Genomic DNA, 25,335 nt, shown 5'->3' with positions numbered 1-25,335 from the left:
AATGTTTGACTGGATTCAACAACTTTCAGACTGGCTGGTTTTTAACGTTCTTAATTTAGAAAAAGGACGACATTTAACTGAAGCTTTAAATTTCTTTATTTACGATAGTATTAAAATTTTATTATTAGTTTTAGTTATTATCTTTTTTATGGGAATAGTAAACAGTTATTTTCCTGTTGAAAAAGTCCGCAATTATTTGTCTCGTAAAAAATTATATGGTTTTGAGTATTTAATGGCTTCATCATTTGGAGTTGTTACTCCGTTTTGTTCGTGTTCATCAGTACCATTATTCATAGGTTTTGTAAAAGGCGGAATTCCGTTAGGAGTAACGTTTGCTTTTTTAATAACATCGCCTTTGGTAAATGAAGTTGCAATAGGTTTATTTATTGGTTTGTTTGGAGTAAAAACCACTTTTATTTATGTAATTAGTGGGGTTTTATTAGGAACAATTTCTGGCATGATTCTTCAAAAATTAAAGCTAGAAAAATACTTATCAACTTGGGTAAAACAAGTATTGGAGAATTCCCAGCATGAAACCGAAAAATTTGAGTTGGAACATACTTCATTTAAAGATAAATTGCCATCAATTTGGAAAGAAACTAAAACTATTTTAAAAGGAATTTTTCCCTATGTTTTGGTTGGTATTGCTATTGGCGGATTAATGCATGGATACATTCCTGAAGGTTTTTTTGAGCAATACATGAGAAAAGACAATTTTTTCGCTGTGCCTTTAGCAACCATCATGGCGGTGCCAATGTATATGAACGCTTCAGGTGTTTTGCCAGTAATTCAGGTTTTGGTATCAAAAGGAATTCCTTTAGGAACAGCCATTGCTTTTATGATGGGTGTTGTAGGCTTATCTTTACCTGAAGCAATGCTATTAAAAAAGGTAATGACCATTAAATTAATTGCTATTTTCTTTTCTGTTGTAACCGCATGTATCATTATATCTGGGTATATTTTTAATATAATTTTTTAACTAATAAATAAATATTAATGAAAAACTTGAGCGTATTAATTTTAGTAATTACAGTGTTAGTTTCATGTAAAGAAACTTCAAAAAAGGAAATTGTTGAAGTAAAGGATTTAGCCAATAAAATTGAAGTAATAGATTTTCATTCTACCCACAGATGTATGACTTGTAATGCTATTGAAAGCAATACAAAGTATACATTAGAAACGTATTTTTCAGAAGAATTAGCTGCAAATAAAATTACATTTAAAGTTGTAAACGTAGATGAAGAAGCAAATTTTAAATTAGCTGAAAAGTTTGAAGCAACAGGAACATCTTTGTTTTTAAATATAATTGTTGATGGTAAAGAAACTGCAATAGATTTAACAGATTTTGCTTTTATGAATGGAACCAACACCAAGGTTTTTTCAGATGAATTAAAAGCTAAAATTGATGTTGAGCTAGCAAAAATCTAAATGGAATTATTAAAATCATTACTCGAAAATTATAATATACCAATTGTTTCGGCATTAGTTTTAGGGTTAATGACATCAATTAGTCCGTGTCCACTAGCTACAAACATTACAGCTACTGCTTATATTTCAAAAAATATAACTAGTAAAAAGAAAGTTTTATTGAGTGGAATTATTTACTCTTTAGGACGCGCTTTTAGTTATACCTTAATTGGATTTATAATATATTTTGGAGCAAGTAAGTTTCACGTAGCTCGATTTTTTCAACAAAATGGAGAAAAATATTTAGGGCCTTTACTAATTATAATAGGTTTAGTAATGTTAAATATTATTAGACTTAATTTTTTAAGCAAAACTAATTTTATAGATAAATTATCTGAAAAATTTATTGGAAATGGATTGTTTGGTTCTTTTTTAATAGGTGCTTTATTTGCGCTAGCTTTTTGTCCTTATAGCGGTGCGTTGTATTTTGGAATGTTAATTCCTATGACAATTGCAAGTGCTGATGGATTGTATTTGCCGATTGTATTTGCATTTGGAACAGGAATTCCAGTACTCATTTTCACCTATTTATTGGTATTTGCAGCAAGTAGTATTGGCACATTTCATACTAAAATTACAAAAATTGAAAAATGGATTCGTATACTAACTGGTTTTATTTTTATAGTAGTTGGTTTGTATTATGTATTTATATTTGTAGGATTAATTTAAATTTTTAAAATGAATAAAAAACAAGTGTACTTAGCTTTGGTAGTTTTTATGGTTACTTTTTTGGTTTTCAGCACCATTTTTTCTAATTGGGAATATTTAAAAGAGTTACTTTTTTAAATAAAAAATGCCCGTTATAAAACGAACATTTATTAATTATTTAAAGGTTTAAAATTTAAGAAACTTTTAATTCATTTATAAATTTTAATAAATCATCAATTTCAACGTGATCCATCATAATTACTTTGTACCAATGATTGTCTCCTTCATGTGTTTGCGGAACTACGCCAAATTTTTTAGCTAAATCTTCAGGTACATAAGCAGATTTTAACGTAACAATATTCATAAATTCATTTCGGTAATACTCAATTCCTAAATCATCTAATTGATTACAAAACCATTCAGTACGTAGCAAAAGCGTATTAATTTTTTCAAACCAACCATAATATCCGTAGCTGAATAAAATCATCCAAACCGCAATTGCGTTTGCACCAGATCGGCTACCAACAATGGTTAAATCCATTCCATCTACATATTGGGCTTCTTTGGTTAAAACATTTTCAATTAAATTTTTTCTACATAAAAATACACCGGTTCCGTAAGGAGCTTGCAACATTTTGTGTGCATCAATTGTGATAGAAGATAGGTTTGGGTTTTCAAAATTAATGGTAGATTTTCTGTTAGAAATTGGGTAAATAAATCCACCAAAAGCACCATCAACATGAATTTTAAAAGGAACTTTATGCTTTGTTAAAATTTCGGCATAAACATCGGGATTATCAACAGATCCAAACATTGTTGTTGCCATATTAGAAATTACCATAAAGTATTTTTTACCGTTGGCAATTAAATTGCTTACAATTTGGTCTAGTTCTTCAGTTATTAATTCTCTGGTATTAAAATCTACCGGAATCTGAACATTATCAACACTTAATAAATTAGAACCTTTATTTACCGAGTAGTGTGTATCTATGGATGATAAAATAACCATTTCATCTAACGTAGCATTAAACTCTTTTTTATATAAATTTCTATAAATCCAAAGCGCCTGAATATTTGCTTCGGTCCCACCAGTTGCAATATAGCCGTCGTATTCATTTTCTTTGGCTTTAAAAATATCAACAGCTAAAACTTTTATAACTTCTTTTTCTAACTCTTGAGAACCTTTAAAAGCGGGTTCAGATTTACCTAAAGTGTGACAACCAATATTGTTTGGGTTGGATATAAAAGATTTTAATAAAGGTGAATCTTTTAAAAAAGCACCGCTGGTATTAAAAACGTTTTCATCTAATTTTGAAACCGGATAACCCAAATGTTTGCTGTTTTGAAAATCAATTGTTGATGCTAAAGCTTCATCAATTCTTGCGATTAATTTTTCTTTTGAATATTTTTTCCAGTATTTCATGCTTAATATTTTGAATTATATTTAAAAAAAGGTCAAAAAAAAGGCAATTCTTAAACTTTTCGCAAAAGTACATAAATTATGTTATTAAAAATGCTTTTAAACGTCTGATATATAGTTGAAATTTATTCCATAAAAAATGAGTAATTTTAATTTTTAAATCTGATTATCCTTTGGACATAGAAATTCAAATAAAAACCTTACCAAATCAACCTGGAGTTTATCAATATTACGATAAAAACGATAAGATTTTGTATGTTGGAAAAGCGAAAAACTTAAAAAAAAGAGTAGCATCATATTTTAATAAAACTCAGGAAAATGGTAAAACAAGAGTTTTAGTAAAAAAAATTGCAACTATAAAACATATTGTTGTTGATACTGAAACCGATGCGTTATTATTAGAAAACAATTTAATAAAAAAATACCAGCCACGTTACAATGTAATGTTGAAAGATGACAAAACGTATCCTTGGATTTGTATCAAAAAAGAACGTTTCCCTAGAGTATTTTTAACCAGAAATGTTATTAAAGATGGCTCGGAATATTACGGACCTTATACATCGGTAAGAACGGCAAAAGCCTTACTAGATTTAATTAAAGAATTGTATCAGTTACGCTCTTGTATGTTTGATTTAAGTGAAAAAAATGTGGAAACAGGCAAATATAAAGTTTGTTTAGATTTTCATATTGGAAACTGTAAAGGAGCTTGTGAAGGCTTGCAAGAAGAAGAAGATTATATAAATGATATTACAGCAATTAGAAACATTATAAAAGGTAATTTTAAAGAATCTATAAAAACTTTTGAAACATTAATGATGCGTTTTGCTGCTGAAATGGAATTTGAAGAAGCGCAAAAAATTAAAGAAAAAATAGATTTGTTAGCCAATTACCAGGCAAAATCTACTGTTGTAAATCCGTCAATTACCAATGTTGATGTATTTTCAATTGTTTCTGATGAAAGCTATAGCTATGTAAACTTTTTTAAAATTTCAAATGGCGCAATTATTCAGTCGCATACCACTGAAATTAAGAAGAAGTTGGATGAAACAGATAAGGATTTATTAGAACTTGCAATTATAGAAATTCGTCAGCGATTTAATTCTCAATCTACAGAAATTTATGTTCCTTTTACAGTGGAGGTTGGAGATAACATAAAAGTAACAGTACCAAAACTTGGTGATAAAAAAAGAATTGTAGATTTGAGTTTGCGAAATGCAAAATACTATCGTCAGGAGCAATTTAAGCAAATTAAAATTGTAGATCCAGATAGACACGTGAACAGAATTATGGCACAAATGCAAAAAGATTTACGTTTAAGTGAAGAGCCTCGACACATTGAGTGTTTCGATAATTCTAATATACAAGGTACAAACCCAGTTGCGGCTTGTGTTGTTTTTAAAGATGGAAAGCCAAGTAAAAAAGATTACAGACATTTTAATATTAAAACTGTTGATGGTCCTGATGATTTTGCTTCTATGGAAGAAGTAGTTTTTAGGCGTTATAAAAGATTGCAAGATGAAGAAGAACCATTGCCACAATTAATTGTAATTGATGGTGGTAAAGGACAACTTTCTTCGGCTTTAAAGAGTTTAGATGTTTTAGGACTTAGAAATAAAATAGCAATTATTGGTATTGCAAAGCGTTTAGAAGAAATCTATTATCCAGGAGATTCGGTACCGCTGTATTTAGATAAAAAATCGGAAACTTTAAAAATTATCCAGCAGTTACGTAATGAGGCACACAGATTCGGAATTACACATCATAGAAACAAAAGAAGTAAAAGCGCTATTACAAATGAATTAGAAGAAATTTCTGGTATTGGAAAACAAACTGTTGTATCTTTATTAAAACATTTTAAATCTGCCAAACGAGTTTCTGAAGCTTCATTTGAAGATTTAGAAAAAGTAGTTGGTAAAAGCAAAGCAAAGCGCATTATAGATTATTATAAAAAATAAATAGACATTGAAAAAAATACTATTTGTAACAATTTTATTTTCTTTTTTAATTGGTTTTTCTCAAGAGAAATCTGAAAAAAAAGACGTGAAAGTTGGATTGGTTTTAAGCGGTGGAGGTGCTAAAGGATTTGCACATGTTGCCGTTTTAAAAGTTTTAGAAGAAACAGGCGTTAGAGTTGATTATATTGGAGGAACAAGTATGGGCGCAATTGTAGGTGCTTTATACGCTTCAGGTTATACAGCTTCACAACTAGATTCAATTTTAAAATCGGTAAATTTTGATAAAATTTTAAGGGATGAATTACCTAGAAAATCAAAACCTTTTTACGAAAAAGAAAGTGGTGAAAAATATGCCTTAACCTTGCCAGTAAAATCAAAAAGAGTAGGTATTCCAACAGCAATTTCTGAAGGGCAAAATGTATTAAACTTATTAACACAGTTATTACAACATGTAGATCATATTAACGATTTTAGTAAACTTCCAATTCCATTTGTTTGCATAGCAACTAACTTAGAAACTGGTACACAGGTTGTCTTAGATAAAGGGTTTTTACCAGAAGCTGTTAAAGCGAGTGGTTCTTTTCCAACATTATTAGCACCTGTTGAAATTGATGGAATATTATTAACTGATGGAGGTGTAGTGAATAATTTCCCTGTTAATGAAGTACTTGATATGGGAGCCGACGTAATTATTGGTGTTGATATACAAAGCGGATTAGAAGCTAAAAAAGATTTAAATTCAGCTGTAAAAATTTTAAATCAAATAGTGGGTTTTCAAATGTATAAAACATTAGAATACAAACATGAAAAAGTGGATTTGTTAATTAAGCCTGATATGAAAGATTTTAATGTAATTTCATTTGATAAATTGAATGAAATTATGGCTGAAGGTGATAGAGCTTCAAGAGAAAAAACAGACGAGTTAATTAAAATTGCTCAAAAACAAGTGCATAAACCAGCGAAAAAAATAAAAACAAATCAAATTAAAAAATTACATATAAAAGATATTGAAATTGAAGGTAATAAAAATTATACCAGAGCTTATATTTTAGGAAAACTTAATTTAAAAAAACGTGATACTATTAGCTATTCTGATTTAATTGAAGGAATTAATAATTTATCGGCTACAGGAAACTTTGAAAACATACAATACAAACTAGTAAATGATGAAAAGGGAAGTATTGTAAAATTTAAAATGAAAGAAAATAAGGTTTCAAATTATTTACAATTTGGGGTGCATTTTGATGATTTATACAAAACAGGAATTTTATTAAATATTACATCAAAACATTTATTTAATAAAAACGATGTTATTTCAACAGATCTTGTTTTAGGTGATAATATTAGATACAATATCAACTATTTTATTGACAATGGTTTTTATACAAGTTTTGGATTTAGATCTCGATATAATAGTTTTAATTCTAATGTAAAATTTGATGAAGCTAATGTAAACAAAATTAATTTAGTGTATGAAGATTTAACCAACCAAGCTTATGTACAAACTGTATTTAGTAGGAAGTTTGCTATTGGAGCAGGAATTGAACATAAAAAATTAAAAGCTTTTACTGAAACCATAACTTCGTTAGAAAATAACGGAGTTCCATCAAACCAATCAAGGTTGTTTTTTGATAAATCGAATTATTTTAATTTAATTTCATATCTAAAGTTAGATACTTATGATAAAAAATATTTTCAGAAGAAAGGGTTTTATTTGGATGCTGATTTTAGATGGTTTTTAACATCATCAGATTATAATGGAAATTTCAGTCCTTTTTCTCAATTAAAAGGGCAAATTGGATTTGCACAAACGTTTTTTAATAAACTAACATTACATTTTAAATCAGATGCTGGAGTAACTTTTGGGAAAAATGAAAATAGAGCGCTTGATTATAATGTTGGTGGTTATGGAGAAAATTTTATAAATAATTTAATTCCATTAAGTGGTTATAATTTGGCATCGTTAAATGAAAATGCCTTTTTAAAATCGGCTTTAACTGCTAGATGTGAGTTTTTGCCAAAAAACTATGTTTCTTTTACAGCTAATTATGCAAGGGTTGAGAAAGATTTATTTAATGAAGGGAAGATTTTTGAGAACACTAAATCGGGTTATATGTTTGGCTATGGTTTAGATACTTTTTTAGGACCAATTGAAATTAATTATGCTTGGTCGCCAGATCATAATGATAGATTTTGGTATTTTAATGTTGGGTATTGGTTTTAAAAAAAGCCCTGCTTTCGCAGGACTTTATAGATATTGTGAATTACCTTATTCAATAATTTTACCGTGTTTATTGGTAAAATTAAATGTTAAATATTGGTAAGCATCTCTTGGTAAAATTTTTATCCACTTTTTGTATTTTGTAAACCATCTGTGTTGAATTGATGGAAAACCTTTAGTTAAATAAGCAGCAATAAAAGGATGAACATTTAATGATATCTTTTTGTGTTTATTTGAGCTAATTAGTTTTTCAAGTTCAACACCAATTTTGTCAATTATAACAATTGGTGCTTCTACTTCTCCAGAACCACCATTAGGGTCAGATTCTTGAGTTTTAATTACAAGTTCAGGTCGAACTCTTTGTCTGGTTATTTGTACCAAGCCAAATTTACTTGGTGGTAATATTTTGTGTTTTGTTCTGTCAAAATCCATTTCAGCTTTTAAATGATCATATAACTTTTGTCTGTGTTCAGCTGTATGCATATCAATAAAATCAACAACAATAATTCCTCCCATGTCTCTTAATTGTAATTGTCGTGCAATTTCTGATGCAGCAATTAAATTAACTTCAAGGGCAGTATCTGCCTGGGAAGTTGCTTTGTTTGAACGGTTTCCGCTATTTACATCAATAACATGTAAAGCTTCAGTGTGTTCAATAACTAAATAAGCTCCTTTACTCATAGAAACTGTTCGGCCAAATGATGTTTTTATTTGACGTTCAATTCCATATTTTTCGAATATAGGAAGTTGTGATTTGTACAAACTTACAATTGACTCTTTGTCTGGAGCAATTTCTTGTAAGTATTCTTTAATTTCTAAGAACAGTACTTCATCATTAGTAACAATACTTGAAAAAGAATCATTAAACAAGTCTCTTAAAATAGAAGAAGCTCTGTTTAATTCACTTAATACTTTGGTAGGTGTATCTTGTGTTTTTAAAGTTCTAAACTTTTTACACATTACAACCCAGCGTTCTAAAGAGTTTTGCAAATCTCTATCAAGTTCTGCAACTTTTTTATTTTCAGCTACTGTTCTTACAATAACTCCAAAGCCTTTCGGTTTAATACTTTTTATAAGTCTTTTTAATCGTTCTTTTTCTAAAGGATCCATAATTTTTTGAGAAACGGATACTCTGTCAGAAAAAGGAACTAATACTAAATATCTACCAGCAATTGAGATTTCTGAACTCAATCGAGGACCTTTTGTAGATATTGGTTCTTTTACAATTTGTACTAATGAACTTTGACCTGATTTTAATACGTCAACTATACTTCCATTTTTATCAATGTCTTTTTCTAGTTGAAAGTTTTTTAAAGTGTAATCTTTAATTTTACCTGTGCTAACACCTTTTATAAATTTATTTAAAGACTTTAATTGTGCGCCTAAATCTTGGTAATGTAAAAAGCCATCTTTTTCATAACCAACATCAACAAATGATGCGTTTAAGCCAGATAGCACTTTTCCAATTTTAGCTAAAAAAATATCACCAACTGAAAATTTATTATCATTGGTTTCATTATTTAGTGCAGTTAATTTGCCGTCTTTTAATAAGGCAAAATCAATATCAGAGGAATTTGATCTAATAATTAATTCTGTTTTCACTCTGAATTGTTTTTATGCGCAACTATAAATAGTTGAGCGATTTATACTATGTTTTTGCAGGAATTTACCCAACAATATTTGCAATAATGTACTGCAAATATTTATTTCAATGAACTTAACGCGTAAAGAAAAAAAGTAAGCAAAGCTTACTTTTTCTTTTTATGTCTATTTGCTCTTGCTCTTTTCTTGCGTTTATGCGTAGAAATCTTTGATCTCTTTCTTTTTTTACCACTTGGCATAATAAAATGTTATTTTTTGTTAATAATTAGTTTTTGCTTATGCAACAGTTACTTTGTTTTTTACACCTTCTACAAAAACTTTTGCAGGTTTAAACGATGGAATGTTGTGAGCAGGAATTTTAATTGTAGTGTTTTTTGAAATGTTTCTACCAGTTTTTTCGGCTCTAGTTTTAATTATAAAACTTCCAAATCCTCTTAAGTAAACATTGTCACCTTTTTCTAAGGAGCTTTTTACCTCTTCCATAAACGCTTCAACAGTTGCTAAAACATCTGCTTTTTCTATCCCAGATTTGTCTGAGATATTTGATACGATTTCTGCTTTCGTCATTTTTATTATTGTTATATAGTTTATTATAAAATTAAGACGGCAAATATATGATATATTAATCAAAATCAAAAAGTTAATTCATTAAAATTTAATTGATTAAATCATGTATTATTGTGTTTTATATTAAAAGCGATGAAATTTTCTAATGTATTAGTACAGTGGTATTTACAAAACAAAAGAGATTTGCCTTGGCGACAAACAAGCAATCCTTATAAAATTTGGTTGTCGGAAATTATTCTTCAACAAACGAGAGTTGACCAAGGAATGGTCTATTATTTTAAATTTATTGAACATTTTCCTACCGTTTTTCACTTAGCAAAAGCCTCAGAAGAAGAGGTTTTAAAATTATGGCAAGGTTTAGGTTATTATTCGCGTGCAAGAAATTTACATTTTTCAGCAAAATATATTGTAAATGAGTTAAAAGGTCATTTTCCTTCATCTTATATACAGATATTAAAACTAAAGGGAGTTGGTGACTATACTGCTTCAGCTATAGCCTCTATTTGTTACAATGAAGCAACAGCTGTTGTTGATGGAAATGTTTATAGGGTTTTGGCACGCTATTTTGGAATTGCTACACCTATTAATAGTACAAAAGGTATTAAAGAGTTTAAATTACTGGCGCAAAAGCTACTAAATCCAACAATTTCAGGAACACATAACCAGGCAGTTATGGAGTTTGGTGCAAGAATGTGTAAACCACAAAACCCTGATTGTGAAATTTGTCCGTTAAATGAAAGTTGTGTAGCGTTACAAAAACAAATAGTAAAAACACTTCCGGTTAAAGAGAAAAAACTAACAATTAAAAAGCGATATTTTAATTATTTAGTAGTGCAAACACCTAATAATAAAACAATTATTGAAAAAAGAGAAAAAGGTATTTGGATAAATTTATATCAATTCCCTTTATTGGAAAGTGCGCATGAAATTGATGTAAACCAATTAATTACAAGTGAAAAATTTGATAAATTGTTTGGTAAATTAAATACATCGGTTAAATTATTTAACCAAACAATGGTAGTTCATAAATTATCGCATCAACATATTTACACGAAATTTTGGATTATCAACATACCAAATTCAGCAAAATTTTCATTAAATTGGGATGAAATTAAACGTTTTCCAGTACCAATACTAATTGATAATTTTTTAAATGAATATAAAAGCAACTAAAATTTTTAGTACTTTTGTTATTCACTGAAAATCTACTAAAAAATGGCAGGAACTGTAAATAAAGTTATACTTATTGGTCACCTTGGTGATGAAGTTAAAATGCATTATTTTGAAGGTGGAAATTCAATTGGCCGTTTTCCAATTGCAACTAATGAAACCTATACAAATAAGCAAACCGGAGAAAAAGTTACTACAACAGAGTGGCATAATATTGTAGTAAGAAATAAATTGGCTGAAATTTGTGAAAAATACCTTAGTAAAGGAGATAAAGTATATGTTGAAGGAAGAATAAAATCTCGTCAATGGGAAGGTGAAGATGGTGTAAAAAGATATTCAACAGAAATTCATGTGGTTGATATGACATTTTTGACTACTAAAAATGATTTAAATGCAGAACCAAATAAAGAATCAACCAAAATTTCTACACCAAATAAGCCAGAACCTCTTGATTCTAATATAGAAGATGATGATTTGCCTTTCTAAGTTTAATTTAATTTTGATGTAATTTGGACCCTGAACCCACGTTTTTAATTTTACTACAAAACCCAAACATTTGGTTAACACTAAGTGTTGTATCGTTATTTTTATTATTAATATTATCAGCATTAATATCGGGTGCTGAAGTTGCCTTTTTTTCATTGTCCAGAACAACTTTAAATGAAGCTACTGAGTCTAATTCAAACAGCAAAAAAATGGTGGCTCAATTATTAGAAAATCCAAAAAAATTATTAGCTACAATTCTTATTTCAAATAATTTTATAAATATTTTAATTGTTTTAATATTTGCCTATATAGGAGAAAGTATTTTTGCTAATATTAGTTCAGAAATTATTAAATTTTTAATTGAAGTTGTTCTTGTAACATTTTTAATATTATTATTTGGCGAAGTTTTACCAAAAATTTACGCAACACGTAATTCATTAAAATTTGCAATTTTTATGGTAATTCCCATAAAAGTATTAAATGTATTGCTCTCATTTGTAAGCATTCCGTTATTAAGTTTAACAAATGTAATTGAAAACAAATTACGTAAAAAACAATCTAATTTATCGGTTGAAAAATTGTCGCAAGCATTAGAAATAACATCAAATGATGCCACAACAAAAGACGAACAAAAAATATTACAAGGCATTGTAAATTTTGGAAATACAGAAACGAGTCAGATAATGACACCTCGAATGGATATTTTTGCATTGGCAAATGATGAAGAGTATGAAAGTGTAATTGCCAAAATTGTATCAAAAGGATTTTCAAGAAATCCTGTATATAAAGAAAATATTGACGATATAATTGGTGTTTTATATGCAAAGGATTTATTACCACATTTAAATAAAAAACAATTTAACTGGCAAAAATTAATAAGAGAGCCTTATTTTGTGCCGGAAAATAAAAAGTTAGATGATTTGTTAAATGAATTTCAAGAAATGAAAAATCATTTAGCAATTGTGGTTGATGAATATGGAGGCACAAGTGGTATTATTACTTTAGAAGATGTAATAGAAGAAATTGTTGGAGATATTAATGATGAATATGATGATGACGATTTATTTTACACTAAAATAAATGAAAACACGTTTTTATTTGAAGGAAAAACAAACCTAAAAGACTTTTATAAAGTTATTGGATCTGATGATGCGCAATTATTTGAAGAAGAAAAAGGAGAATCTGAAACAATTGCAGGTTTTATTTTAGAAATTTACGGAAAATTTCCAAGAAAAAATCAAGTAATAAAATTTAATAATTATTCATTTAAAATAGAATTAATGGATAAAAAAAGAATAAAACAAATTAAAGTAACTATTGTAAGAGGGGCGTAATTTAATATGAAAAAATTAATAATCTTGTTTTTAATAATGATTGGTTTTCAATCTTGTGGAAACGAAACTCTACCCAAGCCTAAGCCTTATTTAACTTTACAGTATCCAAAACCAAACTACATAACACATAATTTTAATTGTCCGTATTCTTTTGAAATATCAAACGAAGCAATTGTGCATTTAAAAGATAATTGTTGGTTAACAATTGAATATCCTCAATTAAAGGCTACTATACATATTACGTATCGTCAAGTAAATAATAACTTAAATGAAATATTATCAGAGGTTGAAAAATTAACATTTAAACACACAATAAAAGCCGATGTTATTAATGCCATTCCTTATGAAAATTTTGATAAAAATGTATATGGAAAATTGTACTCAGTTGAAGGAGATGTGGCAACAAATATTCAATTTAGAGTAACGGATAGTGTGAAAAATGTATTGGCTGGAGCGCTATATTTTTATACAAAACCTAATTACGATTCTATATTACCAGCTGTAAAATATATAGAAAAAGATATTATTCATTTAGTTGAAACAATAGAGTGGGAAAATGAAATATAAAACTTATAAATATTCTAAAACAATAAGAATTTGGTTACTAATTGGCTTAATAATGTTAGTTGGTCAAGTTATTTTAGGAGGTATCACAAGATTAACTGGATCTGGGTTATCCATAACAAAATGGGATGTTATTACAGGAGTAGTTCCACCGTTAAATGAAACGGAATGGATGCAAGAATTTGAATTGTACAAAGAAACACCTCAATTTCATAAAATTAATTCCACATTTACAATACAAGAATTTAAATTTATTTATTTCTGGGAGTATTTTCATCGTTTGTGGGTGCGAGCATTGGGTTTTATCTTTTTAATTCCATTTTTATTTTTTGTTTTTACAAAAAAGATAGACTCTTATTTAATGAAACGATTAGGTTTGGTAGTATTCCTAACAATTTTAACTGCTTCTGCAGGTTGGATAATGGTAAAGAGTGGTTTGGTTGATAGACCTTGGGTAAATGCGTATAAACTTACTATTCACTTTATATTAGCTGTTTTGGTAATTGCCGCAATGGTTAAAACAGTTGCTGATGTGTATGTGTTTAAAAGTTTGAAGAAAATAAAATCTAAACGAATAGTGGTTGGTGTTTTATTGCTTACTTTTTTCCAATTAATAATAGCAGGACTTATTTCGGGTATGCGAGCAGGACTTTATTATCCGAGTTGGCCAAGTATGAATGGAGAATTTATTCCTAGTGTGTTGTTAGATTTGAAACATTGGAATTGGGGAAATATGATAAACTATGATAGTTATTTATTTGCGCCAGCACTTATACAATTTATACACAGAATGTTAGCTTATATTATAGTTGTATGTGTTTTGTATATGTTTTTTAAAATGCAAAAGAAAGTTGAACGAACTTCAAAAAAGTGGTTAAATTTAACGGTGATACTTGTTTTAGTTCAAGTCACTTTAGGGATTTTAACTGTAATTAATGTAAAAGGAAAGATTCCCCTTTTTTATGGTGTTAGCCATCAATTAGTTGGCTTATTATTTTTTATGAGTTTATTGTTCTTTTACTTTTCATTAAGAAATAAAAGGGTATAAAAAAAAGAGCTTCAATTTGAAGCTCTTTTTATTTTGTTCTGAAAAGACTAATTATTGTTGTACTTCTTCAACAACTTCTTCTACAGCAGCAGCAGTAGTATCAACAGCAACTTCTACTTCTTCTACAACTGGAGCAGTTTCTTCAACTACTACTTCTTCTACTGCTTCCTCTTTTGGAGCTTCTTTACAAGAAAACGCAAATACACTAACTAATGCAACTGCGATTAAAAATTTAATTTGTTTCATTTTCGATTGATTTTTATTTGTGGTGCAAATTAACGACAAAATTTTTAATCTTTACAAAAAATATTTAAATTATTTTAAAATTTTGTTAATTTTTTTTGAATTCACTACAGAATAGAGGTCTCCACCCGCTATACCCGCAATTTTTCCCCTAACTTTTTGTTCATTTACTATATTTGTATCTATAGTAAACACACCTTTTTTACTTTCAAAATCTACTTTAGAATACGAAACACCTTTCATTTTTGATAATTTAGATTCAATGGTGCGTGCACAGCCAATTTCACAGGTCATTCCTTCTATATCCATTTCATAAGTTTCATATACTGCAGCAATAGTATTATTTTCTAGAGGAGTTTCATTTTGTTTGGTTTCTTTTTTCTTTTGATCGCAAGAAATTAAACTTAAAACAAAAAGAACAAGGAGCGTTAATTTTCTCATAATTAGTGTGTATATAGTTATAAAAGCGAATTTATAAACTAATACATTCATTTCCGAATAATTATACGATTTTTGTTGTTTTATTTTTACAATGGAGCAACATAAACAAAAATGGATTTTTTTAATAATACTTTCATTAGTTTGGGGGAGTTCATTTATTTTAATGAAAAAAGCATTAATAAGTCTTAACCCAGTGCAAGTTGGCGCTTTACGAATATTAATAACTGCTATATTTCTATTTTTAATTGGTTTTAAGCGTGTTTTTAAAATTAATAAAACACAATGGTATTATTTATTTTTAAATGGTGTAATTGGTAGTTTTATACCTGTTTTTTTGTTTGCTTTTGCAGTAAAGCATATAGATAGTTCTATTGCGTCCATTTTAAATTCGCTTACGCCATTAAATACTTTAATTTTTGGATACTTAGTTTTTGGATTTGCTTATAGAAGAAAACAGTTGTTAGGAGTTTTAATTGGTTTAGCAGGGACGGTAATTTTAATTTTAAAAGGGGCTGAAATAAATCCTTCTCAAAATTATTTATATTCAATATTGGTTTTAATAGCAACAATTTGTTACGCCTTTAACTTAAATATTATTAAAAAGCATTTGCAAGATTTAGATGCGTTAAGTATTGCGGTAGGAAATTTTATGATTTTAATGATTCCAGCTTTAATAATATTATATTTTACAGGAATATTTTCAACTTTTGAAGTTGATGAAGCCAGTACAATGTCTTTAGTTTACATTACTATTTTAGCAGTTTTTGGAACTGGTTTGGCTAAAATATTATACAACCATTTAATTAAAATATCAACACCTGTTTATTCATCGTCTGTAACTTATTTAATCCCAATTGTAGCAATTTTATGGGGAATTTTAGATGGAGAGAAAATCTCCGCGGTTCAAATATTGGCTGGTGGAATTATAATTTTTGGTGTGTATTTGGTGAATAAAGCAAAATAAAAAAAGCGACACAATTTCTTGTGCCGCTCTTCGGTATTTAAACAATATTATTTATTGAAAATCTGCATCAGTTACACCTTTGTTAACTTTAGCATCAATTAATTTAAATTCAACTTTTTGAGGTCCTAAACTTCCACTTTTTATTGTTGGAAATTTAACACCATCAAACTCTTTATAATCAGAAAAAGTAGCTTCTTGACTTTGAGTTTGACCACCCATTGAAACTGTTTGAACTTCTTTTACTTTTAAACCTGTTGCAACATCAAAATAAATTGCTGTTGATACAACTTCTCCTTTAGTAGAAATGACGTAAGCATCTTTACCATCTATAGGTTCAATTCCACTTAAAATGGAGTTTTCATTATTAAGTAACCCCATTTCTAAAAATGTACCTAAAGTATTGGTCATTTCACTAGCCATTGCAGGAGGTAGAGGTTGTTTGTTCATAAAAACACCATCAGCCGTCATTATAACTTTAGCTAAAACATTTCCGCCCATACTTGTTTCATTGGCATAATGTGTTGCAGTTCTTTTTTCTGTTGATTGAATGGTGCTTCCCATTGCGGATGCTTCGTAAGTTACCAATGTACTTTTTAAAGCTTTAATTTTATCAGCACCACCAATTGCGTTAAAATAATTGTCAATTACAGAAACTTTTGTAACTCCAGCCGGAATTGGTTTTGTCATTGCTGGTTTAGATGTTGCGTTTGCCTCTTTATCAAAATAATTAATTTTATAAGGCATTTTTTCTAAATTAGGCAATACATCTAATGCTTTTCCAACAATTACAATTCTGGCATTATCTGCACTAAAATATTTTTGAGCTACGCGTTGTATATCATCTACAGTTACAGCATTTATTTTTTCTAAATACGTTTCGTAAAAGTCTGCTGGTAAATTTTTAGTAGCAATATTTAAAGCATAACTCGCTGCAGTAGATGGTCTTTCTAAAGCCATTACAAAATTTCCAATGTATGCTGCTTTTGCATTTTTAAGTTCTTCATCAGAAACTTTGGTGTCTCTAAAAGTTTTAATTTCTTTTATAAATTCTACTACAGAACTGTCTGTAACCATATTTCTAACTGTTGCAGATGATTTAAATGTTGCAGCAGTTCTTTCGTCGTTTCCAATTCTTGAATATGCGCCATAGGTATACCCTTTATCTTCACGTAAGTTTAGGAATAAACGACCTTCTCCACCTCCACCAAAAATTTTGTTGGCTAACAATAATGGAAAATAATCTGGATTGCTCATTTTTAAATCAACAGTATTTACAACTGCAATATTTGATTGTACTGCATTTGGCATATTAACAAAGTTGATTTCTGTTTTAGGAACATTTTTTACTTCAGGCATTGTATACGCAGGTAGTGTTCCTTTGTTCCATTTTCCTAATTTAGATGTTACTAGTTTTTTCACATCTTTAAAATTAACATCACCAATTATTACTAAGTAGGCATTGTTTGGTTTAAAATATGTAGTATAAAAGTTTTTAACATCATCAATAGTTACATTTTTAGCTGTTTGTTCTGTTGCAAATTCTCCGTACGGATGCTTTTTCCCATATACTAATGCGCTTTCTACTTTTCCAGCAATTTCTGCAACACTATTTTCTCCAGATTTTATTCCTTCAATTAATTGTGTTTGTTGCTTTTCAAATTCTTCTTGAGTAAATAATGGATTTTGAACAGCATCAGCCATTAATTCAAAAATACGAGGAAAGTATTTTGATAAAGTGTTAAAGCTAGCGCTTTGGCTTCCTATGTTTAAGGAAGCACCTAAAAAGTCAATTTCCTCAACAAAAGCATCTTTTGGAATGTTAGTTGTACCGTTACCCATCATTCCACCAGCAATACTTGATAAACCGGCTTTATTTCCTTCAAAAATTGGTCCGTTATCTAAAATTAAACTAGCGGTGACTTTTGGTAGCTTATGGTTTTCAACAACCATTACTTTTAAACCGTTTTTTAACTCAAAAGTTTGTGGTTTTCCTAAATTAATTTTAGGTGCCGGGCCAGCAACAGGTTGTTTTGTTCTATCTATTTGTGCATTTATTCCTAAAGAAATAAGAAACAATGCAATTAATGTTGTTATTTTAGTTTTCATTTGTCTTCTCATCTTTAAAATTATTCGCTTTTAGCTTTAAGGTAATCCATTTCAACACGATTGTTTGCGTTTAAAAGTTCATTTGCAACGCGTTTAATGTCTTCTCTTGTAATTGAGCGATAAATGTTTAACTCATCATTAATTAAATTGGTATTTCCTTTTAGCATATAGTTTGTAGCTAAAGTGGAAGCTATGTTTTCAACTCCAGAATTTGAGTTAACAAAATTATTTTCAAACTGGTTTTGTAATTTTTGATATTCTTTTTCAGAAATTAATTCGGTTTGAAGTTTTGTAATTTCATTTTCCATTGCAGCAGCTAATTCATCTAATGAAGTTTCGCCTAATGGAAGTGCTCCCATAATATAAGTTCCATAATCTTCTTGAGAGTCATTGAAAGCAAGCACTTGCAACGCTTTTTTCTCTTCAACTAATTTTTTATACATTCTAGAGCTTTTCCCGCTTGTTAAAATTGAGGAAACCATATCTAAAACATACGCATCTTTATCTTTACTTGAAGGTGTTCTGAAAATAAATAATTTAATAGGAATTTGAATATTAGAATCGTATTCAACTACTTTTTTAGCTTCAACGGCATCTTCAACAATACTTACTCGTTCTACAGGTTCTCCTGCAGGAATGTCACCAAAATAATCTTGAATCATTTTTTTTGCACTATCTTTTTCAAAATCTCCAGCTACAACTAATACTGCATTGTTTGGTGCGTAAAACTTTTTGTGAAAAGCTAAAAACTCATTTAATTGAGCAGCATCTAAATCTTCCATACTTCCAATTACAGAGTTTTTATATGGATGTTTAGCAAATATATGTTGATTAATTCCCGTTCTGTAAATAATTTTACCGTAAGGTGCATTGTCAATTCTGGCTCTTTTTTCTTCTTTTACAACTTCATTTTGAGTGTCAACACCATCTTGATTAATAACTGGGTGTAACATACGTTCTGACTCTAGCCATAATCCTAATTCTAGATTGTTAGAAGGGAACGTTTCGTAGTAATAAGTTCTGTCTTGAGTTGTATTGGCATTATTATTACCACCATTTGCAGAAACTATTTTAAAAAATTCTCCTTTAGGAATATTTTTAGTTCCTTCAAATAATAAATGCTCGAAAAAGTGTGCAAATCCAGTTCTTCCTTTCACTTCGTCTTTTGCACCAACATGATACATTACCGAAGTTGTTACAACAGGCGCTGAATTGTCCTGATGTAAAATGACGTGTAAACCGTTACTTAAATCATATTCTTCAAATTCTACTTTTTGCGCAATAATAGAAGCGCTTACTAGTAGGGTTAAAAAACTTACTAGATAAATTTTTCTCATAGTTTGTAATTGTTTAATTAAATTAAGATTCAGCGAATAAGTCGCTAATAAGTTAAACTTGTTACAGTTTTTACTTGAAATTAAAAATAGGTAATGGGTAATTTTCATAGCAAAAACAATATTATCAAAAGTATTAAAGTTTTTTATGTAATAATAGGTTTGTGAAAAAAATAACTAAAAATTAAGATTGATTATGTTAAAAGCTTATATGTGAACGTATTCTTTAAAATAATTTTTGTCAAAAAAGAAAAAAGATTTATATTTGCACCCGCCTTAATAGAAAGGTAAATTAATTAATTAATAAAGCGAATATAAAATAAAGCTTATGTATGCAATTGTAGAGATAGCAGGGCAGCAGTTTAAAGTAGCAAAAGACCAAAAGGTTTACGTGCACCGCTTACAAGGAGAAGAAGGGTCAAAAGTATCTTTTGATAAAGTTCTTCTTTTAGAAAACGGAGGTACAGTAACAGTTGGCGCCCCAGCTATAGAAGGAGCCGAAGTAACGGCAAAAATCTTAGGTCACTTAAAAGGTGATAAAGTTATCGTTTTCAAAAAGAAACGTAGAAAAGGATATAAAGTAAAAAATGGTCATAGACAATCTTTTACTGAAATTCAAATTGAAGGTATTGCAGCATCTGGCGCAGAAAAAAAAGCACCAGCTAAAAAAGCAGCACCTAAATCAAAAGAAGTTGAAGCTCCAGTAGCTGTTTCTGAAGATTTAAGCGCAATGACAGTTGCTGAATTAAAAGAGTTAGCTAAAGAAAGAGGTATTTCAGGATACACGTCTTTAAAGAAAGCTGAATTAATTGAAGCATTAACTAAATAATATTCACAATTTTAAAACCATAATATCATGGCACATAAAAAAGGAGTAGGTAGTTCGAAGAACGGTAGAGAATCAGAATCGAAACGACTAGGAGTAAAAATATTTGGTGGACAAGCTGCAATTGCAGGTAACATTTTAATCCGTCAAAGAGGAACTCAACACCATCCTGGTGATAACGTATATATGGGTAAAGATCATACATTACACGCAAAAGTGGACGGTGTGGTTAAATTCCAAAAAAGAAAAGACAACAAGTCTTATGTTTCTATTGAACCTTTTGAGGTTTAATACATAGATTTTTATTGATTTAAAAACTCCTTTACTTTTAAAGTTTAGGAGTTTTTTTATGCGCTAATTTTGTAACTTTGATATTTATGCATAAAATTTACAACATAGTAGTTATTGTGGCTAGTTTCTTAATGAAATTAATAGCATTATTCAATACTAAAATAAAACTTTTTGTTGAAGGTAGAAACGATGTTTTTACAAAGTTAAAATCATCAATAAAAAGTGCAGACACTGTAATTTGGGTACATTGCGCATCTTTAGGGGAATTTGAACAAGGTAGACCACTTATTGAAAAATTAAAACTTAATTTTCCTTCAAAAAAAATTTTACTTACTTTTTTTTCTCCATCAGGTTATGAAGTTCGGAAAAATTATGAAGTAGCTGATGTAGTTTGCTATTTACCTTTAGATACAACTTTTAATGCTAAAAAATTTCTTGACATTGTTCATCCTGAAACGGCTATTTTTGTTAAATATGAGTTTTGGCCAAATTATTTAAAAGTTCTTAAAAACAGAAAGATTAAAACCATTTTAATTTCTGGAATTTTTAGAGAAAATCAAGTATTTTTTAAATGGTATGGCGGTTGGATGCGAAAATCTTTACAAGCATTTTCTCATTTTTTTGTGCAAGATTCAGTTTCAGAAAAATTATTAAATAGTATTCATTTTAGCAACGTAACTGTTAGTGGTGACACGCGTTTTGATCGTGTTTTTGAAATTACAAAACAAGATAATCAATTAAATTTTATCAATCATTTTATAAACAGCAAACATACTTTAGTTGCAGGAAGTACTTGGAAAGAAGATGAAGTTTTATTAGTAGATTATATAAATAATAATGCTACAGAAAACGAAAAATTTATAATTGCACCCCATAATATTCATCAACAAGAAATTCAACAGTTAAAAAAATCAATATCAAAGCCAACTATTTTATTCTCTGAAAAAGAAGGTAAAAACCTTGAAGAATTTCAAGTGTTTATAATTGATACAATTGGCATTTTAACGAAAATTTACAGTTATGCAGATGTAGCTTATGTTGGAGGAGGTTATACAAAATCTGGAGTTCATAACGTTTTAGAACCCGCAACTTTTGGTGTTCCAATTATAATTGGTCCAAATTATTACAAATTTAATGAGGCTATAGAATTGGTGAAAAACGAAGCTTGTTTTATGGTTGATAATTCTCAAAAATTATCCGTACTTTTAAGCGAATTTTTATTGCCAAAAGGTAAAAGAATTGAAGCAGGAAAAAGAGCTCAAAATTATGTTTTAGATAAAACAGGAGCTACTAACAAAATTTTAAACTATTTAAAATGATAAGAGAAAAATTAGATAATTATTATTCATTTGTTTTTGAAAAAGAATTGTTGGATGAAATCGAGCAAGTTGGCGTATATAAAAAATTACGTGAAAATGAGTTATTAGTTGATTTAGGCGATAAAATGAAAGGAGTTCCTTTACTTTTAGATGGTGCCATAAAAATTGTTCGTGAAGATAAAAAAGGTGAAGAAATTTTGTTATACTTTTTAGAGCGTGGAGATACTTGTGCAAGTTCATTTGCAAGTGCAATTTCTAATGGAAAATGTGGCATTAGAGCCATTGCAGAAAAAGAATCTGAAATTGTGTTTTTACCAAAAGAAAAGTTAGATGAATGGTTGGTAAAATACAAATCATGGAGAAATTTTGTAATTGATAGTTATAATATTCGCTTAAACGAAATGATGGAAACTATTGATACTTTAGCTTTTATGCGAATGGACGAGCGTTTGTACAAATATTTAAAAGATAAAGCCCAAATTATGCGAGAAACTTCCTTAAATACAACGCATCAAGACATTGCTTATGATATGCATACTTCACGTGTTGTAATTTCTAGATTGCTAAAACAGCTAGAAAATGAAGGGAAAATAAAGCTTAATAGAAATAAAATTGAAATACTTGAGTTTTAACTAATGTAACACAAGTTACATATCAGCATAATTTATAGAATACTTTTATAAAACTAACTAATTAAATAAATTATGGAATTTATTACTCAACCTTGGGCTTGGTATGTTGCAGGTCCAATTATAGCGTTTGTCATGTTTTTACTATATTATTTTGGCGAACGATTTGGAGTCTCTTCAAATTTAGAAACTTTTTGTTCAATTGGCGGTGCAGGCAAGTTTGTAGACTATTTTAAAATAGATTGGAAAGAAAATTCATGGAACTTAATTTTTGTTGCAGGTTCTATTGTGGGCGGATTTATTGCATTTTATTGGTTATCTCCAAATGATGCAGTTGCATTAAATCCTCAAACTGTTCAAGATTTAGCAGCTATTGGAATTCAAAATGCAGGAACATCTTATTTACCTGATGAAATCTTTAGTATAGATACAATGCTTTCATTAAAAGGATTTTTAATTTTAATAATTGCAGGTATTATGGTTGGTTTTGGTGCAAGATGGGCTGGCGGTTGTACTTCTGGACACGCAATTGTTGGCTTAAGTAATTTAGAACTTCCATCATTAATTTCTGTAATTGGTTTTTTTATTGGAGGTTTAATAATGACTTGGTTTATTTTACCACTATTATTTTAAAAAGAAAGCATTATGAAATACATTAAATTTTTTTTAGTAGGTATTCTTTTTGGAATAGTAATGAGCAAAGCCGAAATTATTTCGTGGTTTAGAATTTATGAAATGTTTAAATTTCAGTCGTTTCATATGTACGGAATTATCGGTTCAGCAGTTGTTTTAGGAATGATAAGTATGTTTTTATTCCGAAAAAAAATGGTTAAAACTTTTGAAGGAAATGAAATTCATATAGCTCTTAAAAAAGTTGGATTGTACAGAAATTTATTAGGCGGTATTTTATTTGGCTTAGGTTGGGCATTAGCCGGAGCTTGTCCAGGCCCAATGTTTGTTTTAATAGGCAGAGGTATTGTAGCTATTTTAATAGTAATATTTGGCGCAACTTTAGGAGCCTTTTTATATGGTCTTTTAAAAAATAAACTACCACATTAAATTATTTATTTTGATGAAAATAAATGAAATTGTTGCCCAAAATTTTTCAACCATTTTTGAAGATAATTTAAGGCAAGAAATCTGTAATTATGGTATTTTAAAAAAAGCTGAGCCAGATAAAATAATTTTAGAAATTCGTCGAGAGATTGAGTTTATTCCTTTTATAACTTCAGGAGTTGTTAAAGTGATGAGACGTGATGGAAAAGGAAACGGTATTTTTTTACATTATTTAACGTCACAACAAACAAGCTCCATTGCAATTACTTACGCATTAGAAAATAAAAATAGTGAAATTAGGTTAAAAGCTGAAAGTACTATTACTTACATAGCAGTTCCTGTAAAAACCGTAAATTCGTGGTTTGTAAAATACAATTCGTGGCGTTTATATTTTATGAAACTAAATTACAGGCAAACATCATTTTTAATTGAGAAAATAAATGACATTGCTTTTGAAAATTTAGAATTCAGATTGTTAAAGTATCTGGAAAATGCTAGTTTAGTTTATAATAGCAATACAATTAATAGAAAGCATTTTGATATTGCACGTGATTTAAAAGTATCAAGAGAAGCTATTTCAAGAGTACTAAAAAAATTAGAAAAAGAAGAAGTTATAATTTTAGGAAGAAATAAAATAACACTCAATTAATGGAGTTAAGGGATAAATTTGGTAGAAAAATTTCATATTTACGTTTAGCAGTTACAGATCGTTGTAATTTGCGCTGTCAATACTGTATGCCAGCTAAAGGAATTGATATTGTTGATAGAAAAGAATTACTTTCCTATAAAGAAATGTACAGAATTACTCGTGTACTGTCTGAATTAGGTGTAAATAAAGTTCGTTTAACTGGTGGAGAACCGTTTGTAAGAAAAGATTTTGTGAATTTTTTAGAATCACTTTCCTTTAATGATAAGTTAGATGAAATTAACATTACTACAAACGGCGCATTAATTTCAAATTATATAGATAAGTTAGAAGCTTTAAACATAAACGCTATTAATTTAAGTATTGATAGTTTACATAAAGAAAAATTTGCGACAATAACGCGTAGAGATGTTTTTGAAAATGTGTTTGATACTTTTCAGAAATTAGAAAAAAGTAAACTTAAATTAAAACTGAATGTAGTAGTGCAATCTGGTTTTAATACCGATGAAATTATAGATTTTGTTGAGCTTTCAAAAGAAAAAGATATTGCAGTTCGTTTTATTGAAGAGATGCCTTTTAATGGAAAAGGACAAAGAGATATGGCAGAACTTTGGGATTTCAATAAAATTATAAATCATATAAAAAATCATTTTCCAGAGGTTGAATCAGTTATTTCAAAAAAGTCGTCCACTTCAAAAAACTATAAAATCCCAAATTATAAAGGAACTTTTGGTATAATTCCAGCATTTACCAGAACCATTTGCAACGATTGTAATAGAATTAGAATTACAGCAACCGGAATGTTTAAAAACTGCTTGTTTGACGGTGGCGTTTTTAATGTGCGCGATTTTATTAGAAATGGCGCAAGTGATGATGAGTTGAAAGAATTGTTTATAAAAACCGTACATCATAAACCAGAAAACGGTTTTATTGCAGAAGCCAACAGAGGAAATGATATTTCCGAAAGTATGTCTACAATTGGAGGGTAAATTAATTAA

General features: G+C 29.0%; 26 protein-coding genes. 19 read left to right on the top strand and 7 right to left on the bottom strand.

The genetic code is table 11. The annotated features are described in order from the left end of the window. Position 1: 1 nt before the first annotated feature. The 3 genes from BM335_RS10995 to BM335_RS10985 are packed head-to-tail and all read left to right on the top strand — an operon-like array spanning position 2 to position 2,136. Positions 2 to 979, top strand: a complete 978-nt coding sequence (locus tag BM335_RS10995; RefSeq protein ID WP_090227192.1) for a permease — start codon at positions 2 to 4, stop codon at positions 977 to 979. A 17-nt stretch (positions 980 to 996) separates the two neighbouring features. Then, positions 997 to 1,428, top strand: a complete 432-nt coding sequence (locus tag BM335_RS10990) for a nitrophenyl compound nitroreductase subunit ArsF family protein (RefSeq protein ID WP_090227189.1) — start codon at positions 997 to 999, stop codon at positions 1,426 to 1,428. Continuing rightward, positions 1,429 to 2,136 carry an aromatic aminobenezylarsenical efflux permease ArsG family transporter gene (locus BM335_RS10985; RefSeq protein ID WP_090227185.1) on the top strand — a complete coding sequence of 236 codons (708 nt, stop codon included), beginning with the start codon at positions 1,429 to 1,431 and terminating at the stop codon, positions 2,134 to 2,136. A gap of 172 nt (positions 2,137 to 2,308) precedes the next feature. Here BM335_RS10985 and BM335_RS10980 read toward each other — a convergent pair whose 3' ends face one another. Beyond that, entirely contained in the window at positions 2,309 to 3,538 is a 1,230-nt protein-coding gene (locus BM335_RS10980; protein WP_090227182.1) for a pyridoxal-dependent decarboxylase, read from the bottom strand. A gap of 170 nt (positions 3,539 to 3,708) precedes the next feature. Between BM335_RS10980 and uvrC the strand changes: the two genes are divergently transcribed. Together uvrC and BM335_RS10970 are read left to right on the top strand one after the other, a co-directional pair. Then, positions 3,709 to 5,490: an excinuclease ABC subunit UvrC gene (uvrC, locus tag BM335_RS10975; protein WP_090227178.1), complete on the top strand. Its 1,782-nt coding sequence runs from the start codon at positions 3,709 to 3,711 to the stop codon at positions 5,488 to 5,490. 7 nt (positions 5,491 to 5,497) lie between these two features. Next, positions 5,498 to 7,714, top strand: coding sequence for a patatin-like phospholipase family protein (locus BM335_RS10970; protein WP_090227174.1), 2,217 nt, complete (start codon positions 5,498 to 5,500; stop codon positions 7,712 to 7,714). Positions 7,715 to 7,759: 45 nt separating this feature from the next. On the opposite strand, the gene BM335_RS10965 is transcribed toward BM335_RS10970, so the two are convergent. Further along, positions 7,760 to 9,313 carry an Rne/Rng family ribonuclease gene (locus BM335_RS10965; protein WP_090227170.1) on the bottom strand — a complete coding sequence of 518 codons (1,554 nt, stop codon included), beginning with the start codon at positions 9,311 to 9,313 and terminating at the stop codon, positions 7,760 to 7,762. Positions 9,314 to 9,589: 276 nt separating this feature from the next. Beyond that, a complete protein-coding gene (locus BM335_RS10960) occupies positions 9,590 to 9,880 on the bottom strand; it encodes an HU family DNA-binding protein (RefSeq protein WP_090227167.1) in 291 nt (96 codons plus the stop codon). 132 nt (positions 9,881 to 10,012) lie between these two features. On the opposite strand from BM335_RS10960, the gene mutY reads away from it, so the two are divergent. The 5 genes from mutY to BM335_RS10935 are packed head-to-tail and all read left to right on the top strand — an operon-like array spanning position 10,013 to position 14,482. Then, positions 10,013 to 11,053, top strand: a complete 1,041-nt coding sequence (gene mutY / locus BM335_RS10955) for an A/G-specific adenine glycosylase (protein WP_090227163.1) — start codon at positions 10,013 to 10,015, stop codon at positions 11,051 to 11,053. A 42-nt stretch (positions 11,054 to 11,095) separates the two neighbouring features. Continuing rightward, positions 11,096 to 11,536 carry a single-stranded DNA-binding protein gene (locus tag BM335_RS10950; RefSeq protein WP_090227160.1) on the top strand — a complete coding sequence of 147 codons (441 nt, stop codon included), beginning with the start codon at positions 11,096 to 11,098 and terminating at the stop codon, positions 11,534 to 11,536. A gap of 23 nt (positions 11,537 to 11,559) precedes the next feature. After that, the gene (gene gldE, locus BM335_RS10945) at positions 11,560 to 12,870 is read left to right on the top strand and encodes a gliding motility-associated protein GldE (RefSeq protein ID WP_090227155.1); all 1,311 of its coding nucleotides are present in this window, start codon (positions 11,560 to 11,562) and stop codon (positions 12,868 to 12,870) included. A gap of 6 nt (positions 12,871 to 12,876) precedes the next feature. Next, the gene (gene gldD / locus BM335_RS10940) at positions 12,877 to 13,437 is read left to right on the top strand and encodes a gliding motility lipoprotein GldD (RefSeq protein WP_090227151.1); all 561 of its coding nucleotides are present in this window, start codon (positions 12,877 to 12,879) and stop codon (positions 13,435 to 13,437) included. Continuing rightward, positions 13,427 to 14,482: a COX15/CtaA family protein gene (locus BM335_RS10935; protein WP_090227147.1), complete on the top strand. Its 1,056-nt coding sequence runs from the start codon at positions 13,427 to 13,429 to the stop codon at positions 14,480 to 14,482. The genes gldD and BM335_RS10935 overlap by 11 nt, the downstream gene beginning before the upstream one ends. 51 nt (positions 14,483 to 14,533) lie before the next feature. Here BM335_RS10935 and BM335_RS10930 read toward each other — a convergent pair whose 3' ends face one another. Together BM335_RS10930 and BM335_RS10925 are read right to left on the bottom strand one after the other, a co-directional pair. Beyond that, entirely contained in the window at positions 14,534 to 14,728 is a 195-nt protein-coding gene (locus BM335_RS10930; protein ID WP_090227144.1) for a hypothetical protein, read from the bottom strand. A gap of 69 nt (positions 14,729 to 14,797) precedes the next feature. Then, positions 14,798 to 15,166, bottom strand: coding sequence for a heavy-metal-associated domain-containing protein (locus tag BM335_RS10925; protein WP_177219195.1), 369 nt, complete (start codon positions 15,164 to 15,166; stop codon positions 14,798 to 14,800). A 91-nt stretch (positions 15,167 to 15,257) separates the two neighbouring features. Between BM335_RS10925 and BM335_RS10920 the strand changes: the two genes are divergently transcribed. Then, positions 15,258 to 16,130 carry a DMT family transporter gene (locus BM335_RS10920; RefSeq protein ID WP_090227137.1) on the top strand — a complete coding sequence of 291 codons (873 nt, stop codon included), beginning with the start codon at positions 15,258 to 15,260 and terminating at the stop codon, positions 16,128 to 16,130. A 51-nt stretch (positions 16,131 to 16,181) separates the two neighbouring features. Here BM335_RS10920 and BM335_RS10915 read toward each other — a convergent pair whose 3' ends face one another. Both BM335_RS10915 and BM335_RS10910 read right to left on the bottom strand, forming a co-directional pair. Continuing rightward, the gene (locus BM335_RS10915; RefSeq protein ID WP_090227748.1) at positions 16,182 to 18,236 is read right to left on the bottom strand and encodes a M16 family metallopeptidase; all 2,055 of its coding nucleotides are present in this window, start codon (positions 18,234 to 18,236) and stop codon (positions 16,182 to 16,184) included. 20 nt (positions 18,237 to 18,256) lie between these two features. After that, positions 18,257 to 19,573, bottom strand: coding sequence for a M16 family metallopeptidase (locus BM335_RS10910; RefSeq protein ID WP_090227133.1), 1,317 nt, complete (start codon positions 19,571 to 19,573; stop codon positions 18,257 to 18,259). Positions 19,574 to 19,898: 325 nt separating this feature from the next. Between BM335_RS10910 and rplU the strand changes: the two genes are divergently transcribed. From rplU to moaA, 8 genes are all read left to right on the top strand, one after another. Next, positions 19,899 to 20,399, top strand: a complete 501-nt coding sequence (gene rplU / locus BM335_RS10905) for a 50S ribosomal protein L21 (protein WP_090227126.1) — start codon at positions 19,899 to 19,901, stop codon at positions 20,397 to 20,399. Between the two features lie 27 nt (positions 20,400 to 20,426). Beyond that, positions 20,427 to 20,687, top strand: coding sequence for a 50S ribosomal protein L27 (gene rpmA, locus BM335_RS10900; RefSeq protein WP_090227121.1), 261 nt, complete (start codon positions 20,427 to 20,429; stop codon positions 20,685 to 20,687). Positions 20,688 to 20,773: 86 nt separating this feature from the next. Then, positions 20,774 to 22,006, top strand: coding sequence for a 3-deoxy-D-manno-octulosonic acid transferase (locus BM335_RS10895; RefSeq protein ID WP_090227116.1), 1,233 nt, complete (start codon positions 20,774 to 20,776; stop codon positions 22,004 to 22,006). Then, positions 22,003 to 22,638, top strand: coding sequence for a Crp/Fnr family transcriptional regulator (locus BM335_RS10890; RefSeq protein WP_090227113.1), 636 nt, complete (start codon positions 22,003 to 22,005; stop codon positions 22,636 to 22,638). The genes BM335_RS10895 and BM335_RS10890 overlap by 4 nt, the downstream gene beginning before the upstream one ends. Positions 22,639 to 22,710: 72 nt before the next feature. After that, a complete protein-coding gene (locus tag BM335_RS10885) occupies positions 22,711 to 23,268 on the top strand; it encodes a YeeE/YedE family protein (RefSeq protein ID WP_090227110.1) in 558 nt (185 codons plus the stop codon). Between the two features lie 12 nt (positions 23,269 to 23,280). Beyond that, entirely contained in the window at positions 23,281 to 23,694 is a 414-nt protein-coding gene (locus BM335_RS10880) for a DUF6691 family protein (RefSeq protein WP_090227105.1), read from the top strand. Between the two features lie 13 nt (positions 23,695 to 23,707). Further along, entirely contained in the window at positions 23,708 to 24,340 is a 633-nt protein-coding gene (locus BM335_RS10875) for a Crp/Fnr family transcriptional regulator (RefSeq protein ID WP_090227101.1), read from the top strand. Then, positions 24,340 to 25,326 (top strand): GTP 3',8-cyclase MoaA, encoded by a 987-nt coding sequence (gene moaA, locus BM335_RS10870; RefSeq protein ID WP_090227098.1) that lies wholly within the window; start codon positions 24,340 to 24,342, stop codon positions 25,324 to 25,326. Before BM335_RS10875 ends, moaA begins: the two co-directional genes overlap by 1 nt. The last annotated feature ends 9 nt before the right edge of the window (positions 25,327 to 25,335 follow it).

Source organism: Lutibacter maritimus, assembly GCF_900116115.1.
In the GTDB taxonomy this organism is placed as follows: Bacteria; Bacteroidota; Bacteroidia; order Flavobacteriales; family Flavobacteriaceae; genus Lutibacter; species Lutibacter maritimus.
The sequence above is the reverse complement of the archived record's forward strand: the minus strand, read 5'-3'. Positions and strand labels throughout refer to the sequence as shown.

Excerpts from the sequence above, each read along its gene's own strand:
- BM335_RS10995 (WP_090227192.1), top strand. The coding sequence starts at position 2 with ATGTTTGACTGGATTCAACAACTTTCAGACTGGCTGGTTTTTAACGTT.
- BM335_RS10990 (WP_090227189.1), top strand. The coding sequence starts at position 997 with ATGAAAAACTTGAGCGTATTAATTTTAGTAATTACAGTGTTAGTTTCA.
- BM335_RS10985 (WP_090227185.1), top strand. The coding sequence starts at position 1,429 with ATGGAATTATTAAAATCATTACTCGAAAATTATAATATACCAATTGTT.
- BM335_RS10980 (WP_090227182.1), bottom strand. The coding sequence starts at position 3,538 with ATGAAATACTGGAAAAAATATTCAAAAGAAAAATTAATCGCAAGAATT.
- BM335_RS10960 (WP_090227167.1), bottom strand. The coding sequence starts at position 9,880 with ATGACGAAAGCAGAAATCGTATCAAATATCTCAGACAAATCTGGGATA.
- mutY (WP_090227163.1), top strand. The coding sequence starts at position 10,013 with ATGAAATTTTCTAATGTATTAGTACAGTGGTATTTACAAAACAAAAGA.
- BM335_RS10950 (WP_090227160.1), top strand. The coding sequence starts at position 11,096 with ATGGCAGGAACTGTAAATAAAGTTATACTTATTGGTCACCTTGGTGAT.
- gldD (WP_090227151.1), top strand. The coding sequence starts at position 12,877 with ATGAAAAAATTAATAATCTTGTTTTTAATAATGATTGGTTTTCAATCT.
- BM335_RS10935 (WP_090227147.1), top strand. The coding sequence starts at position 13,427 with ATGAAATATAAAACTTATAAATATTCTAAAACAATAAGAATTTGGTTA.
- BM335_RS10930 (WP_090227144.1), bottom strand. The coding sequence starts at position 14,728 with ATGAAACAAATTAAATTTTTAATCGCAGTTGCATTAGTTAGTGTATTT.
- BM335_RS10925 (WP_177219195.1), bottom strand. The coding sequence starts at position 15,166 with ATGAGAAAATTAACGCTCCTTGTTCTTTTTGTTTTAAGTTTAATTTCT.
- BM335_RS10920 (WP_090227137.1), top strand. The coding sequence starts at position 15,258 with ATGGAGCAACATAAACAAAAATGGATTTTTTTAATAATACTTTCATTA.
- BM335_RS10915 (WP_090227748.1), bottom strand. The coding sequence starts at position 18,236 with ATGAAAACTAAAATAACAACATTAATTGCATTGTTTCTTATTTCTTTA.
- BM335_RS10910 (WP_090227133.1), bottom strand. The coding sequence starts at position 19,573 with ATGAGAAAAATTTATCTAGTAAGTTTTTTAACCCTACTAGTAAGCGCT.
- rplU (WP_090227126.1), top strand. The coding sequence starts at position 19,899 with ATGTATGCAATTGTAGAGATAGCAGGGCAGCAGTTTAAAGTAGCAAAA.
- rpmA (WP_090227121.1), top strand. The coding sequence starts at position 20,427 with ATGGCACATAAAAAAGGAGTAGGTAGTTCGAAGAACGGTAGAGAATCA.
- BM335_RS10895 (WP_090227116.1), top strand. The coding sequence starts at position 20,774 with ATGCATAAAATTTACAACATAGTAGTTATTGTGGCTAGTTTCTTAATG.
- BM335_RS10890 (WP_090227113.1), top strand. The coding sequence starts at position 22,003 with ATGATAAGAGAAAAATTAGATAATTATTATTCATTTGTTTTTGAAAAA.
- BM335_RS10885 (WP_090227110.1), top strand. The coding sequence starts at position 22,711 with ATGGAATTTATTACTCAACCTTGGGCTTGGTATGTTGCAGGTCCAATT.
- BM335_RS10880 (WP_090227105.1), top strand. The coding sequence starts at position 23,281 with ATGAAATACATTAAATTTTTTTTAGTAGGTATTCTTTTTGGAATAGTA.
- BM335_RS10875 (WP_090227101.1), top strand. The coding sequence starts at position 23,708 with ATGAAAATAAATGAAATTGTTGCCCAAAATTTTTCAACCATTTTTGAA.
- moaA (WP_090227098.1), top strand. The coding sequence starts at position 24,340 with ATGGAGTTAAGGGATAAATTTGGTAGAAAAATTTCATATTTACGTTTA.